The 15,372-nt window shown below is 71.2% G+C and carries 7 protein-coding genes; all 7 read right to left on the bottom strand.

What is annotated here, in order from left to right; all coding sequences use genetic code 11:
• Positions 1–67: 67 nt before the first annotated feature.
• The 7 genes from ACIQCY_RS17205 to ACIQCY_RS17175 all read right to left on the bottom strand — a co-directional run bounded on the left by ACIQCY_RS17205 (position 68) and on the right by ACIQCY_RS17175 (position 15,221).
• Positions 68–430, bottom strand: coding sequence for a glycosyltransferase (locus ACIQCY_RS17205; RefSeq protein WP_400485078.1), 363 nt, complete (start codon positions 428–430; stop codon positions 68–70).
• A gap of 45 nt (positions 431–475) precedes the next feature.
• Complete coding sequence (locus ACIQCY_RS17200; RefSeq protein WP_400485077.1) at positions 476–1,342, bottom strand: hypothetical protein; 867 nt, start codon at positions 1,340–1,342, stop codon at positions 476–478.
• A complete protein-coding gene (locus ACIQCY_RS17195; RefSeq protein ID WP_400485076.1) occupies positions 1,339–3,867 on the bottom strand; it encodes a galactose oxidase-like domain-containing protein in 2,529 nt (842 codons plus the stop codon). The genes ACIQCY_RS17200 and ACIQCY_RS17195 overlap by 4 nt, the downstream gene beginning before the upstream one ends.
• 333 nt (positions 3,868–4,200) lie before the next feature.
• Positions 4,201–6,831, bottom strand: coding sequence for a LuxR C-terminal-related transcriptional regulator (locus tag ACIQCY_RS17190; protein ID WP_400485075.1), 2,631 nt, complete (start codon positions 6,829–6,831; stop codon positions 4,201–4,203).
• A gap of 23 nt (positions 6,832–6,854) precedes the next feature.
• On the bottom strand, positions 6,855–9,560 hold the full coding sequence (locus ACIQCY_RS17185; protein WP_400485074.1) for a LuxR C-terminal-related transcriptional regulator: 2,706 nt from the start codon (positions 9,558–9,560) through the stop codon (positions 6,855–6,857).
• A 208-nt stretch (positions 9,561–9,768) separates the two neighbouring features.
• A complete protein-coding gene (locus ACIQCY_RS17180; protein WP_400485073.1) occupies positions 9,769–12,435 on the bottom strand; it encodes a LuxR C-terminal-related transcriptional regulator in 2,667 nt (888 codons plus the stop codon).
• On the bottom strand, positions 12,432–15,221 hold the full coding sequence (locus ACIQCY_RS17175; RefSeq protein WP_400485072.1) for a LuxR C-terminal-related transcriptional regulator: 2,790 nt from the start codon (positions 15,219–15,221) through the stop codon (positions 12,432–12,434). The genes ACIQCY_RS17180 and ACIQCY_RS17175 overlap by 4 nt, the downstream gene beginning before the upstream one ends.
• Between the last annotated feature and the right edge of the window lie 151 nt (positions 15,222–15,372).

Genomic DNA, 15,372 nt, shown 5'->3' with positions numbered 1-15,372 from the left:
CATCCAGTGAAACTGTCATACCCACACTATAGACAAGCGTGGCCTTCTGTCACAAGTGGCGACTTGTCTATCGATCAACGTGTCCGGTCAGTACAACTAGGCCGGGGAACTCGTTCGCCAGCCGGTAGGCGTTGGCCATCGTCTCCGGGTCGTCGTGCCCCACGGAGATGATGATCTCCTTGCGCGCGTGGGTCTGCGACAGCAGCGCCCCGAGTGTTGCCCGCATGACGTCCTCGCGCTCGTTGCGGCACGGCATGATCAGGGAGAAGGAGAGCGTCTCCGTCTCGAGCAGGCCCGTGTAGGAGGTCCGCACCTGGGTCTTCGGATCCCACCAGGCGTAGGTGTTCAGGTAGAGCGTGGAGGAGGCGATGGCGAAGAGCACGAGCGCCACGACGACGACGAGTGCGCATCCGAGCAGGTAAAAAGTCATGATTGTCCCCTGTGAGTAGTGCGGAAGAGTGGCGTGTGCGCGCTGTCAGTCGTCGGCTCCGCAGGCCGTGCCGTCCGCGTTGGCGTCGAGTCCCTGTGGGTCCGTTGCTGCCTGCCGGACCGCGATGCCGTCGGGGAAGAAGCCCCGGACTTCGTCGCAGGACCAGAAGTGCAGCATGGACTTCGGATCTGCGCCGCTCTCCGTCATCTGCTGCACGTGCTCCGCCGAGCTCGGCGGCACCACGGGCAGGCACTGCCCGTCCGCCCCGTATTCGGCGAGGCAGCCGCCGAGGGCCGTCTCGCCCGCTCCCAGGACCTCCTTAGGATCTATGGCACCCCGAGGCGCGAGGCCCGCGGAACGGTCGGCACCGTTTCCGGCACCGGAGCCCTTCCCGCCGGCCTGGCCCGGGACGGCCTCCGATCCTGCTTCGGCAAGGGACTTCTCCTTCCGTGCTCCGGGCACCGTGCCCTGCTCGGACGGGTTCTGGGCTGCCAGCTTCTCCCCCGGCTTCCCGGACGCCGGGACCTTCCCGGCGTCGGCAGCCCCCTGCCCCGCGGGATTGCCCTGGGACGGCGGAGCGGCGGGGACACCACCCGGCGCTTGTGCACCGGGAGGCGCCTCGTGGCCGCCGGGGTGGGCCGGCACATCGACAGGCGTCGGCTCGCCCGCGAGGGCCTGCACCGGCTCGTCTGGGACGGTCGCCGGCACCGACAGCGCGGCAGGAGCCGATGAGGGCTCCGCCCCGGTTCGCGCCTGCACCGTGTCGGCCGCCACGGATCCGCCCCAGGCGAGCGTTACGGCGGTTGCCGCGCCGGCCGCGGAGAGCAGCACCGCCCAGCGGCGCCGTCGGCGGTTGCCGACCGGGCCTCCTTGTGTCCGGCGAGGTGGTTCTGGCTGCGATAAGGGATTCATGAGATCCACACCCACTTGGCGATGCTAGGGACACCCTTGGTGTCGAGGACGGAGAGCATGTACGGCCCGGGGGGCAGCAGGTTCCGGTTGGCCGGCACCAGCGCGCTTCGGGTCCCGCCCGTCCCGGTGAGGGGCAGGTCGACCAGCCGCGCGTTGGTGTCCGTCTGGTGCGTGGCCGACATCGGCGAGATCAGTGACGCCGACGCGACGTCGCCCGTGACGGCGAGCTGCAGGGCCTGCCCGTACGTCGCCCGCGCCTGCTGTGGCGCCACGGTCGGCCGCACGCCCTTGTAGAGGTAGGGCGGGTTGTAGAGCGAGATCCTCAGCTCGAAGGAATTGTCCGCCGGGTTGGATCCCATCACGGCGACCTTCCCGCTGGGCAGGAGGATCGAGGTGGAGTGGTAGTTGCGCCCCACCGGGTCCGCGTCGATCGAGCGCCAGGTATTGGTGCCCGGGGTGTAGATGGCCGCCGTGTCCACGTTGCCCGCACGGTTGTACCGGGCACCGTTGGCTGCCAGGACCGTCCGGTCCGGGAGGTTGACGAGGTTGACGTAGGCCTTGCCCGGTCCGGGAAGGTCAGGTCCCGGGACGTAGGCGGGACTGGGCTTCTTGAAATCGATGATGTCCACGAGGTTGATGGCCGCCGCGTTGCCGTCGGTATTGCCGCCCCCGACGATCATCAGCTTCTGGTCCTGGACGGGGCCGACGAAGACGGAGCCGGCCTGGTCGCGCATGTCCTTCTGCCGGAGACCGGGGACGTCCCAGATCTTCGCCGTCGTCCAGTCGTAGAGGCTCGCCCCTGTGCCGGGCAGCCCGTTCCCGAAGGTGTGGGCGCCGGTGTAGAACATCTTGCCGTCGTCGAGGAGGAACATGTGCGGGTAGGTCCCCCAGAAGCTCCATGTCTGCGGCACCTGGTTCTGCGGGAGCCAGCTCATGGTCTTCGAGGAGAACATCTCGGTCAGGACCGTTCCCTCGGCCTTCTCGTCCAGCCCGCCGGCGGACCAGACGTCGCCGTTGCCGAGCTTGGTGAGGGACGGGTACCAGTGGGCTCCCGCCATGTCGGTGGTCGGGTGGAAGGTGTCGTCGGCGGGGTCGAAGTAGTAGCTCTTCTTGGACCCCTTGAACGTGTTCGGCCCCTGATCCTGGGTGGGGAAGGCCTGCGTACCACCTGCGAGCAGCACCTTGCCGTCCGGCAGCGTCACGTGCCCGGCGCAGAACATGTCGTACGGCACCGGGATCTCCTTGAAGGCGTTGGTCTCGGGCGTCCAGACCACCGCCCTGAACGCTCCCGCGTTGAACACCTTCTCCTCGTTGCCCGAGCCGGCGATGAGCAGCACCCGCCCGTCATTGAGCAGCGTGTTGTGGAGTGCCCGGATGGGGAGCTGCTCGCCCTGGACCGTCCAGGTACCGACGCTCTCCGGTGTGCCGGCCGGCGGGGGAACCACCACCGCGACCTGCCGTGCGGAGTAGTTGGTGGTGCTGAGCGTGCCGTTGCCCGCTACCGAGAGCCCGAACGCGATCCGGTCCACACCCGCTGGTATGGCGGGCGTCCGGGCCGAGGCCGTCGTCCAGACACCCGATGCCGGAACCGCCTTGAGGTCCGTCCAGTACTGCCACCCGTTGGCGGTGTGGGAGAAAACGCTGAGCCCGTGCTGACCGGTTCCGCTGCTCTTGTAATCGATGGCGATGTCGTACTGCGCGCCACCGGTCACTGCGGGAGCGCATCCCGCGGCCTCCGATGTCAGGAGCTTCGCGTCGCCGGAGACGTAATTGGTGACCGAGAGCTGGAAGGAGCGGGTACCGGCGACCGAATTCGCGGGGACGTCTGCGGAAATGGCCTGTGCGACGGTCCTGTTGCCCCAGCCGGCAACCTGGAAGCACGTGGGCACGGGATTTCCCTGCGACAAATTCCCATTTGCGACCAATTGTCCCGCGGGAGGTGCGGGAGCCACCTGGACGGGAGATAGTGAATAGTCGTCGGTGACCAATGTCCCATTGGTGTTCAGGGAAAGTCCGAAGATTATCTGGTCCGTTCCGGCGGGAATGGCGGGCGTCACCGCCGTTGCCGCCGTCCACCCCGCGGCTGCGGGAACCTGCTTCACGTCACCCCAGTAGCTCCACCCCTGCGCGGTGTGCCGGAACATGGTCAGCGTCACGGGGGTGGAGGACTTGTACCAGATCTCCATGTCGTAGGTGCCGCCGGCGGTGACCTTGGGGGCACACTGCGCTGTCTCCGTCTGCAGGAGCTTGCGATCGCCCTGGACGTAGGCCTTGGTGGTGACCTCGACCGACCGTCCCCCGGTCCGCCCGGGCTGGAAGGCCCAGGTCCCCTCCGTCCCCCATCCCGAACGCGAGAAGCAGGTGGGCGTTCCCACGCCTTCCTCGAGCGACGGATTGACGACGAGGTTCCCGGGAGCAGCCTCGGCCGGTGCGTCCAGCGACGGTGACGCCACCAGGAGGCAGGCGATCAGGGCCAGGATCGACAGGAAGGGAAGAAGCCTCGAATACCCCGTCCGCCGCTTCACGATGCGCCCGTCCCGCGCCGCGGGGAATCTGCGGAATTGCGCAGACCGGCAGGTAGGTGAATTGAGACATTGATGAGACGGACCATTGGAACCCCAGGAATATGGAAAGCGTGAGAGCTATTCCCTGAAGCCTAGGTATGGGGTCGGAAGCACGAACGAGTACCCGCTACTGCACTTATTCAGCGCGTACCCAAGGGTCCTACTCGTTCGAATTCGGCACGCTACGTGATTCCAGCGAAACCGGCACTCGGCGCACCCCCACGGCATTACTGCCGGCACCACCCCCGGCACCGCAGCCACCACTGGGAGCCGAACGTTCCGGCGGCAGGCGCGCTAGGGTGCCGGGTTCTCGAGTGGCTGTTGCAGGGCTTCCCGGCTGCTGATCCCGAGCTTCGCGAAGATCCGGTAGAGGTGGCCCTCGACAGTGCGTGTCGAGACCCCCTGGATGGCCGCTATCTCGCGGTTCGTGTGCCCCGCTGCGACGAACTTCACGATCACCTGTTCCCCGCGCGTCAGCCGCGTCCCCTGCGCTCCCGAGCCTGCTGTGCCACCGGGCAGGATCTTGAGGTCCGCCCGCAGGGCGAACAACTTCCGCTCGATCCTTCGCGCCGCGGCTCCCGGCGGCCCGACCAGCGCGGCTTCCTCGAGGGACCGCACGGCGAGGAGGAGGGACCCGCGATCTTCGGCCGCTTCGCTCACCGCGAGGAGGGCATCGCGGTCACCGGCCGCAGCGGCGGTGGCGAAGCGGTGCAGCACCAGGCCCTCCTCGCCGTCGGCGTCCCGCGTCACGTCCGCGAGGGGTTGCAGTGCGCTCCGGTCCCCCAGCACGACGGCGTGGTCCAGCGCCGCGGCGGCCACCAGGAGTGAGCCTCGGCCCTCCGCCTGCACGGCGAGGCGGCGAAGGCGTGGCAGGACGTCCGGTTCCCCCAGGTGTCCGAGCGCGGCGGTGAAATACGCCTCGCCCATCTGGTGCGTCACGGAGCCCGGCTGTCCCTGCAGCGTGCTCCGCCGGTCGAGCAGCGCCCTCGCGCCCGGCGCGTCGCCGGCCCGGGCGCCGGCATAGGCGGCTGCTCCGGCTATCCACCCGAGGACGTGCGACGCATCGACGTCGCGGAAGGCCTCGACGGCGAGGAGCAGGTGGTGCCGAGCGGTGCGGAAACTGCCCGCACGGAGGCTCATGCTGCCGTCGATCACGTCGAGCCAGCCACTGAGGAGTGAGGAACCCGCACAAGCGGCGGGATAGGTGCGGTGGAACACGGCACGCGCCTCGTCCCACGATCCACGGCAGACCAGGGCCAGCAGGTGCTCCCCGACCACGAAATCCCGGTAGGTGAGGAGCGGTTCGGGATCCGCGTCGAGGAGGGTAAGCGCCCGCTCCAGGGCCTCGGACGCGGCCCGTGGGCGGCCCGTCCGCGTGTGGACATGGGCCAGCAGGCCGAGGTGTCCCACCTGCACGGCCTCCGGCAGGGCGGGATCCGGGGGCGCGGAGGCCAGGCCCGCCAGGCCGCGCAGGTCCCCCTGCAGGATCGAGGCGAAGGTCCGGAGCAGGTGCACGTCGGTGCCGGCCCCGCGCGCGTGCGGTTCGCCGTCGCCGCCTGCGGCCGAGGTGAGGAGATCGGCCCATCGGTCGACGTCGTCGTGCCGTGTGCTCCCGGCGGATCCCGCCCGCAGGTGCATGAGGAGGGCGAGGGCTAACGCCTCCCGGGCTGCCACCCGGCTGTCGGCGGCACGGAGCGATTCGTCGAGGAGCGCGCGTGCAAGCTCGTCGTTCCGCTCGTTCCAGTTCAACCAGGCCGCTTCGAGCAGGTAGGCGGAGGTCGGCACCTGCGCCTGGACGGCCCCGAGGGCCCGCTGCGCGAAGGACGGATCGTGGAGCCGGTTCCCGATCCTGGCGGCCCGCAGGAGCAGCGAGTCGTCGACGGGCGACGACGCCTCGAGGCCCGACGCGACCGCGCCCAGGACGTCACGGGGACTGCGGAGGGGTTCGGGCCTGGCAGCATGAGCGCGCGCCGCCAGGTCCAGCGCGCGCACGGCCGTCATGCTGTCGCGGATCGCCTCGGCGAGCAGGGGGTGCCGGAAGGAGACCAGGTGCCCGTCCGCCGGATCCACCTCGATGAGCTGCCCGTGCAGAAGCTGCGCCAGGGCGCTCCGGTCCACGTCCGCCTCGAGGGAGGCCAGGGGCACCGGCCCTGCCACGGCCAGGAACTCGAGGGCCGCTCGTTCGTCACCGCCCTGTTCTCCCACCCCGTGCAGCACGAGGTCCGCCAGGGGCGCGTCGAGGGCGGGGCGCGGTCCGCGTGCGCGCCAGACACCGTTCTCCTCGACGAGGTGCCCCCGCACCCTGCCCTGGTCCACGAGCATGGTCAGGAACAGGGGGTTGCCGCGCGTCGTCTCGGCGAGCAGCCGCACCGTGCCCGTGAGGACGGGACCTCCGAGCACCTGTTCGCACACGTCCCGGACGCCCGGGAGCGTCAACGGCTCGACGACGTACTGTCCGAGCAACCCGTCCTTGACGGCCCGGGCGAACTCTCCAGCGGGGCCCGGGACCTGGCGTGCGGTGGCCAGGACCTTCACCTTGCGGGCCGTCGCCAGCTGCATGATGAGCAGGGCCGACTCGTCGTCGAGGCGGTGGGCATCGTCGATGAGGAGGATGGGCGGCGACTGCGCCTTGATGCTGCCCGAGATGTGCCTCATGAAGTGCCGGAGGACGGCAGCAGGAGATCCGACGTCCGCCACGGTGAGTTCGCCGAGGTAGCCGGACAGGGCACCGTAGGGGATCGGCTGGAGGCCGGCTCCGCCCCGAACCTGCAGCACGCCCACGGCGTCCTGCAGGTGGTCCGCGGCCCGGCGCGCGACGGCGGTCTTGCCGATCCCCGCCTCGCCCACGAGGACGACGCCGACCGAGTCCGGTGCCATCAGCTCGTCGACGACGGCGCGGACGAGCGCCGACTGTCCGTGAAGCACCGGTGATCCCTCTGCCGTGCCCGTCATTGCTTCGCGAACACTGAACGCAGTTGCTTGCGGTTGTGCACGCCCAGCTTCGCCATGGCCCGGTGCACGTACCCTTCGGCGGTCCGGACCGACACGTGCTCCGCCGCAGCGATGTCCCTGTTCGAAGCGCCGCGGGCCACCATCCTGGCCACCGCGCGTTCACGATCGGTCAGTGACTGGCGGGTCCGGGACCGCCTCCGTTCCACGGACGTCTGCCGGAGGATCTGTTCCGCGCGGACGAAGATCAGGGGGTCGTCCTCCGGTGCGCGCAGGTCGACGGCGAGCAGTGCCGAGGACCCCGCCAGGTCGTGGTGTCCGATCGCGAGGCCTGCTTCGGCGGCCTCGAGGAGGAGGGCGGCGTCCTGTGCCAGGATCCCCTTGCCCAGGAGCAGGCTGCACTGCGCCAGCGGAGTGCGCAACCCGCCCGCCCGAACCGACAGGCGATGCGCGGACGCGTACTCGCCCAGGCGCACCGCCTGCGTCAGGAAGACGAGCTCGAGGCCGGTGTTGCCGAGCCCGCGCTCCCTGTCCGCGCTGTGCAGCATCTGCCGGGCTGCGGCCGCGGGGTCCTCGAGCAGCGACACCGTGAGGGTGCTGAAGTAGTCGGACGTGCTCAGGGATACCCGGTCGGGGCGCTCCCCCGTGTGCCGCGCGCGGTCGAGGTAGTCCCGGGCGGCGTCGTCCTGGCCGTTCAGGGCATACGCGTAGGCAGCCGCCGCTTCTATGGCGGGCAGCATCCCGGAGCGGTCCTCCGCCCGTAGCTGGGCGATCGCCGGCAGGAGCGCCGCAAGCGCTTCCCTGCTGCGGCCCGCACCTGCGAGCAGCATGCCCTCCATGCTCTCGGACCATGCCTCGTCCTGGACCTGGCCGGGCAGCCCGGACCCGGCGTGCAGGAGTTCGAGTGCCTCGTCGAGCCGGCCCGACGACACCAGGGACATCACCACGCTGCGGCGCGCTTCCTCCCGGTCCGACGGGTGGGAGGAAGGGGAGGAGGACGTGTGGGGGCACCGCGCCAGGGCTTCCGCCACCAGGTCGGCGCGCTCGTACTGTCCCGTGGATGCGAGGGCGAGGACGAGCATGCCCCTCACCCTGATGGCAGGAGAGGAGTAGTCGACGATCGAGGTGAGGAGCACGGAGGCCCGCTCGACCACGTCCGCACAGCGTCCCTGGAGCAGTGCCAGCTCCAGCCCCAGCAGGGCCAGTTCCCTCGTCACGTACGCGGCGTCGCGGCCCTCCACGGCCGCGCACTCCGCCTCGCAGGCGCGCAGTTCCTCCATCACGACGTCGGGATGGTGCGCGTGCCGGATCCTCATCCGCGCACCCTCCAGGCGCAGCGCTGCACGGACGGCCGGTGGAAGGCCTGGCTGCTGCAGGAGAGCGGCGATCGCGGAACGGGCCTCCTCGGCCTCGGCGCCGTCGAGCGTCACGCGCGCGTACTGGAGGACGGCGTCGGGGTGCTCCTCCCAGGCGTCCACGCCGGACAGGAAGCGGCGAGCCAGGTGGGGAAGCGCCAGGTGGTTCGCGTGCCGTGCCGACCGCAGGAGGCGCGCGTCCGTCACGGGACTCCCCGCCTGCATCAGCCAGGTGGTGAGGCGGACGTCGGTATCGGGAGGCAGCTCGCCGCGCTCGATCTCACGGAGTGCGCCGTCGATCGCCGCTTCCGGTGCACGTGCCAGCGCGGCCCGGAGCACGGCTCCCGCGAACGGATCGTCCAGCACTGCAGTGGGAGCATCATGCCGCAGCACCCGGACCACCCGGTCCTGCTGCAGCCTGTCCACCTCCTCACCGGGGACATGGCACAGGAGCATCCGCAGGGGCATGGCGCCGAGGACCCCCAGGAGGGCGACCGCCGTGCGGGCGTGGCCGGACAGGGCGTCGAGAAGGTCGGAGCCGGCGCGCGCTTCGGCGATGCCCTCCTCCCCGGGGAACCGGGGCTGGGTCCACACCCCCTCCCGGAGCTCCAGCCAGCCCGACTCGAGTGCCAGCGGGATCATGGTGCGGAGGGCGCCTGCCTTCCCGTTGCTCCCCCTCCACAGCTCGACCGCCAGGACGCGGGAGACGGGATTGCCGAGCACCTCTTCCGCGAGCTCCCGGGTGTGCTCGAGGGTCAGGGGCTCGATGTCGATCCGCTCGAGCAGCTGGTTCCGCCACAGCTCGAGGAAGGGCTCGGGGGTGCGCCGGACCTGCTCGGTGAGGACGACGACCCGGACCGACCGGGCCGAGGCCAGGTGGGCGAGGACGGTCGCCGAGTGCGGGTCCAGGTCCTCCACGTTGTCGACGACGACGATGGGCCTGCCGCCCGGCAGGCGGCCGAACATCGCCTGGAGTGCCGTGAACAGGAGGAGGGGGTTGTGCGCGGCGTGTTCGTCGACGTCCACGAGGAGGACCGTCAGCGCACCGTAGGGCATGCCTGCCCCGACGCTCGAGCCGCGGATGTAGAGGATCTCCGACCTCTCGGGGAGGGTGTTGACGGCGTTCCGCGCGACCGTCGTCTTGCCCTGGCCCGCAGCGCCCACGACCAGTGCGCCCGACGAGCCGGCGTGGAGCAGGGCTGCCTTCACGCGGTCGATCTCCGCGGTGCGTCCGACCAGCGGCCAGGCGCCCGGTGGCACACGCTCGAGCAGCGGGCCGGTACTCGCGCGGCGGGTCGGGCCAGGCTGCGCCGGACCCACCTCGGCCCCCGTGTCCAGCTGCTTGCCCATGCCCCATCCCCATCAACCGCTCGCCGGCCCCCCGCTTCCGACCTCCTGTCGGACGCTCCCGCCGAATACGGTGGTTTCGCCGAATCATACTCGACGTCGCCGCCCTGTGTACTCGCTTCTCGCGGCATCGGCTCACGTAGCCCTCACGAATGAGCGCGTGGTGACCGCCCACGAACGGAGGCCGAGCGTCACAGGAACCTTCTTTTCCTTACCCGAGCGGTGCTCCTGTGCCGGTCACCTGCAGCGCGTGGCCCTGGTCCCGGAACACCTCCGTCAGCTCGTTGCGTCCGTTGATGGCGAGCTTCACGTACATCCGCTGCAGGTGGCCTTCGACCGTGCGGACGGACAGGGAGAGGGCCTGCGCTATGCCCTTGTTGCTCTGGCCGGCCACGGCGAGCCGCGCGACCGCGAGCTCGCTCGCCGAGAGGTCGGAGACACCGCGGGCGCCGCCGGGAACCTCGAACCGGGTGCCGACGAAGGGCGCGCTGTACTGGCTGAGCCGGCGCGCTGCCGCCCGTGCCTCGGCACCGGCAGCCGGCCCGCCCTGCAGCGCCCGCGCCCGCTCCGCCGCATTGACCGCGATCAGGGGGAGGCCGGAAGCGGCAGCGCGGTCCGCCGCATCCGCGAGCTCGGCGACGTCGCCGGCAATGACCGCGCGGGCGAAGCTGCGGAGGATCGAGGCCTCGCCTCCCTGCATGTCCGCCGCGAGCCGCGCCAGGCGGTCCGCGCCCTCGTCCTGGCCGAGCAGCAGCGCCAGGACCAGCATGTCCTTCTCGCACGCGCGGAGACCGGTGGGGCCGGCCCCTGCGATCAGCGAGGCGAGCGACGGCGCATCCTCTGCGGCCCGGGGGTCCAGCGAGGCAGCCGCAGCAGCGAAGGCATGGCCGAGCATCTCGCGTTCGATCCTCCCCCGGCGCGGGAGCCTCCGGCCTTCGTCCGCCAGTGCCAGCGCCTGGTCCGCGTTACCCAGGACCGCCGCACCCCAGGCGGCCACCCCCAGGGCGTAGGGCAGCAGGAGCTGCCGGTCCACCGTCCGCAACCGGGCCAGGGCCGGCACCAGGCTCCGCATCCCGCTCCGGAAGTCGCCCTGCCTGACGAGGACGATCCCGCGCAGGGCCTCTGCCGCACCGAAGGGCACCGGACCGGCTTCCGCTTCCTCGATCAGGCCGATCGCCTGCTCGGCCTTCCCTGCATGCGCAAGGACGAGGATGTGCTGGGTCAGGAGATCCTCGGTGACATGGATCAGCGCATACGGCTCCCCCGCAGCCGCTCCGAGCGCGGCCTGCGTACTCTGCTCGGCCTCGATCGACCGGCCCAGCATCCCCAGTGCCTCGCCCCGGAGGCCCAGCCCGATCGCGCGCGCCTCCAGCGAGCGGTACCGGCGCTCGGCCACCAGGTGCCCTGCCGTGGCAGGTTCGCCCTGGTCGAGGCGGATCTGCGCCTCGAGGAGGCGCAGGCGCGCCTCGTGCTCGCCATCCTCCCCCGTGCCCGCGTCCCGGCTGGAGGGCTCCGCCTGGGCATCGAGCAGCGCCCGGAGCTCGGACGGGGCGGCGCCGGCGAGCCGCATCACGGCGAAGTGCAGGACGACGGCGGCCCGCGCCTGATCGCCGGTGGCGTCGGCGGCGTGCGCCGTGAGCAGCTGCAGCGCGTTCGCCGTCCGCCCGGAGGCGGCCAGCAGGCGCGCCCGTTCGACGTCGGCGTCCAGCCGCCGCTCCCCGGACAGCGCGTGGATGAAGCGCTCCGACGACTCGGAACAGCCGAGGTGGGTGGCGACCCTCGCGGCGTCGGTCAGCACGCCTGCCGCCACGGGTGATCCCGTCTCGACGGCCCATTCGAGATGGCGGATGCGGTGGTACTGGTACGGGGGAAGGACATGGGCGGGCCCGTGGAGCTCGTCGCGCAGCAGGGCCTTCCGGCCGAACGGCAGGGTGGCGCGGATCGCGTCCGCGTACAGGCCGTAGCGCAGCGTCAGGTACCGGGATTCGGCCGGGTGGGCGATCGCGAGCCGCTGGGACACCAGCGAGCGCACGGCGTCGCTGCCCGCCAGGCGCTCGAGGTCGGCTGCAGCCACCGATCCGCCGAGGGCGAGGATGTCCAGGGCTTTGCGTTGGGGCTCGGGCATGGACGCGACGACGGACGCGACGAGGTCCGCCAGGGCATCGGCGAAGGGTTCCTCCGCCGGGACCGGGGCGCAGCCATCGCCGGCTCCGGCGCGCGCGCCGCCGGCCGCGGCGTGCCCGAGCACCGCGTTCAGCAGCATCGGGTTGCCACCCGTGGCCCTGTGGAGCTGCAGGGCGGCCCGGTGTCCGAGGGCCGGCGCTCCCAGGGCGGACTCCGCCACCGCGTGGAGGCTGTCGGCGCTGAGCGGTTCGAGGTGCAGGCGTTCCAGGTACCCCTCCCTGGCGAAGGTGTGGAGCCCGCTGGTCTCGGGCAGGGAGTAGTCGGCGAAGGCGACCATCCGGATGGCTCCGGTGACGGCCAGCTGGGTCAGCACGTGCGCGCTCTCCTCGTCGAGGAACTGCGCATCATCGACCAGCACCGCACTGCTGCAGCTGCTTCCGGGGCTGCCCAGGCGCTGCCGCGCCACCCGCAGCATGGAGACCGGACTGGTGAGGTCGGCGTCGGAGAGGGTACCGGTGGCTTCGCCCAGGGCCCCGTAGGGCACGGTACTCAGGGCCCGCGTCGCACGCACCACGTGGCGCTGGACGGTGGCCGGGGCGGAGCGCTCCAGGGCGCGGAGAAGATAGGACTTCCCCAGGCCTGCCTCGCCGAGCACCAGGGCACCGTGGCGGTCCTCCCTCCCCAGGACGTCCTGCAGGGCGTCGATGACGGGTTGCCGGTCCGGCAGGAGATCGCCGGTGCCGAGGAAGTTCATCGGGCTCCAGCCAGGATCAGGTCGGCGAGTTCGTTGCGGGCGCGGATGTGGAGCTTGGAATAGACCTGGTACAGGTGGCCCTCGACCGTCCTGACCGTGACGCCCATCTGCACTGCGATGGACCTGTTGCTCTCGCCCTGTGCGGCGAGCCGTGCCACCTCCCGCTCGCGCTTGGTGAGGCGTTCGAGTGCGGCGCCCAGCTCCAGGTCGGCGGTGTCACCGAAGAGCAGGCGGGCCCGCTGCTGGATGCCCTTCAGGACGCCGCGGGTGCCGGAGAGCTGTGCCGCCTGGAGCGCCTGGGCGGCGCATTCGCGGGCGAAGCGGCTGTCACCGGCGAGTTCGGCGTTCTCCATCGCCTGGGCGAAGAGCTCCACGTCTCCGGTACTCGTGGCCTTCGCGTAGAGCTCGCAGGATGCCGCGTAGATCCCCTCGACGCGCGCGGCCGCTCCGGCGAGCGCCGTGGCGGCACGGGAATCACCCGCCCGGACCTGCGCGAGCCGGTGGCTCATCTCGAGCCACCACGCGCCCTCGCCCCGGGCAGCCTCAGCCAGGTGGCCGAGCTTCGCCGCCGTCTCCACCTGTGACTCCCGCAATCCTGCCGAGCACACCTGGATCTGGTTGATGAAGGCGTGCGCAGCCCGGGGGACGGCGTGTCCTGCCTGCGCGAGGGGAAGATACCCGATCGCTGCACCCAGCGCACCGGCCTCGGCAGAGCTGTACGCGAGCGCCGCAGCCACCAGCGGCAGGAGGCTGTACGGGTCCTGCAGTTCGAGCTGCCGTGCCACCGGGAAGAGGAGGGCCCGCGCCTGGTCCGGTCGGCCCTGGAGGGCGGATGCCACTCCCCTGGCGCTGTCCAGGATGATGTCGGCGGCCGCGGAGGAAGGACGCGCCCGGCCCTCCACGCCGGGGCCGGGCACCGGTTCGCCCGCGTGGCCCGCGGCGTAGCGCACTGCGGCGATCCGCAGCCGCGTGATGTCCAGGGTTCTGCGGCTGAACGACGGCTCGCGTGCGATCTCCGACTGGAGGGAATCCGCGAGCCCGACGGCGGCATGTTGCCCGTCGGTCACGGCGAGGGCGACACACAGCAGCCCGGTCCCGAGCACGGCCTGCTCCGGGGTCCAGCCGGCGCGGTCGGCGCCCTGCAGCATGTCCGCCGCCACCTGGTAATTCCCGCTGAACGATGCCTCTTCGGCACGCGCGATCGTCAGTTCGCCGCGGTGCTCGAGGATCTGCTGCCCCGTCATGCAGGTGCTTCCGGGCTCCCGCCCTGCGCTTACGAGCCGTTCGTCGGCCTCCTCGAGCAGCGCCTGCCGCTGCGCCGGGACCTCACCCACGAGTCGTGCAGCCCGGCTGGCCAGGATGAGGAGGCTGACCGCCGTTGCCGTGGAAGCACCGGCCGACGCCGCGCGCCCCCTGGCCGAGAACGCGCCGGCTTCTTCCCCCCGGCCGGCTGCGAGTGCGGCGCGGGCCGCCTCGAGCAGGCGTTCGGGGCTGTCGTCGGATTCCCGCGAGGCCCAGAAGAGCGCCCGGTCGGCGAGACCTGCGAAGGTGCAGCGCCTCGCGGCCGCCAGGGAGAGGTCCGCCGGCACGGGAAGGCCTGCAGCGAGGAGCCATTCCGCGTGCAGCATCGGATCGAGGCCGGCGGGATCGAAGGCCCCGACCGGCCCTCCGCTCAGCAGCAGGTAGAGCTCCGATGCTTCCGCGGCGGTCGTCTGCTCCCGCACGGCGGCTGCGAACAGCCTCGATGCCAGGGAAACCGTCGTCGCTCCTTCCCCACGGTTCTGCACGGTCAGGGGCTGCAGGGCGTCGAGGTGTGCTGCTTCCGTGGCTGCCCGGGCCGGCTCCGGCACCGGGGCGTCCGACGGCCCGCCGGGCAGGCTCGCGAGCCGCCGGACGACGGCCGCGGGCAGGGCACCGGCGAACGCCAGTGCGCGCACTATCCGCAGCTCGCGGGCGTGCAGGGCCCCGAGGGCGGACCGCGCCCTGTCCCGGACGGGGGCAGGGACCCGGGGAGAGCCGGCAACGGCGGCGGTGGGCCCTGCCACGACCCACGCACCCCGGTGGAGGATGAGGCCGGACTGCGGTAGTTCCTCGAGCGCAGCGCAGAGGAACCGGGCGTTGCCCTCGCTCGAGCGCCACGCCGCCTCGACCGCCTGCGGGGACAGGGGTGCCCCGAGCGCCGCTTCCGCGATGCCGCGGATCTCCGTCCGCGTCAGGCTCGGGAGGTCGAAGCGCTCGAGTTCCCCGTTCCGCCACAGGTCGGAGAAGGATTCGTTCACCGTCCGGAGCGACTCGGCGGCGATGAGCACCGATGCTCCTCCGCCGCTCACGAGCCGGGTGATGATCGTGGCCGACTCCGGATCGAGGTACTCGGCGTTGTCGATGGCGAACACCACGGGGCGCCCGTCGGACTGCTCCGCGAGGAGGGTCCGGATCCCCTGCAGGAGGGTCAGCGGGTGCCGTGCCTGCTCGGTCTCCAGCTCCGCCAGCAGAGAGGCGATGGCGCGGTACGGCTCGGCGGAGGCATTCTTCGACGCCCAGATGCGCACCACGTGGTGCGTGCGTGAAACGCGGTGTGCCACGACGCGCAGGATGGCCGTCTTGCCGCTCCCCTCACCGCCCAGCAGCACCGCCCCGACGCGGCCCGGAGCGAGGATGCGCTGGTGGACGTCGTCGACGAGGTGCGCCCGGGCCTCGAGGAAGGCCTGCTCTCCCCCCGCTGCTACCGAAGCGCCACCGGACAGGGGTGTGCGCGTGCTGATGAAACCGTGTGTTTGAGACTCCACGATGTTTTTCGTCCTATTCCCCAGACAATGCAACAAAGACCTGTTGTCCACACTAGGAAAAGGATCTGCCCGGTACACGAGTGAGAGGTACTGAGGGTGGACGTCGGGCTACTCGCTTAAACCCTCGAACCCGAGAAACGACCACTCGGAA

Source organism: Arthrobacter sp. NPDC092385, from assembly GCF_044755105.1.
Classification (GTDB): Bacteria; Actinomycetota; Actinomycetes; order Actinomycetales; family Micrococcaceae; genus Arthrobacter_D.
This window is presented reverse-complemented; position numbering and strand designations above follow the sequence as displayed.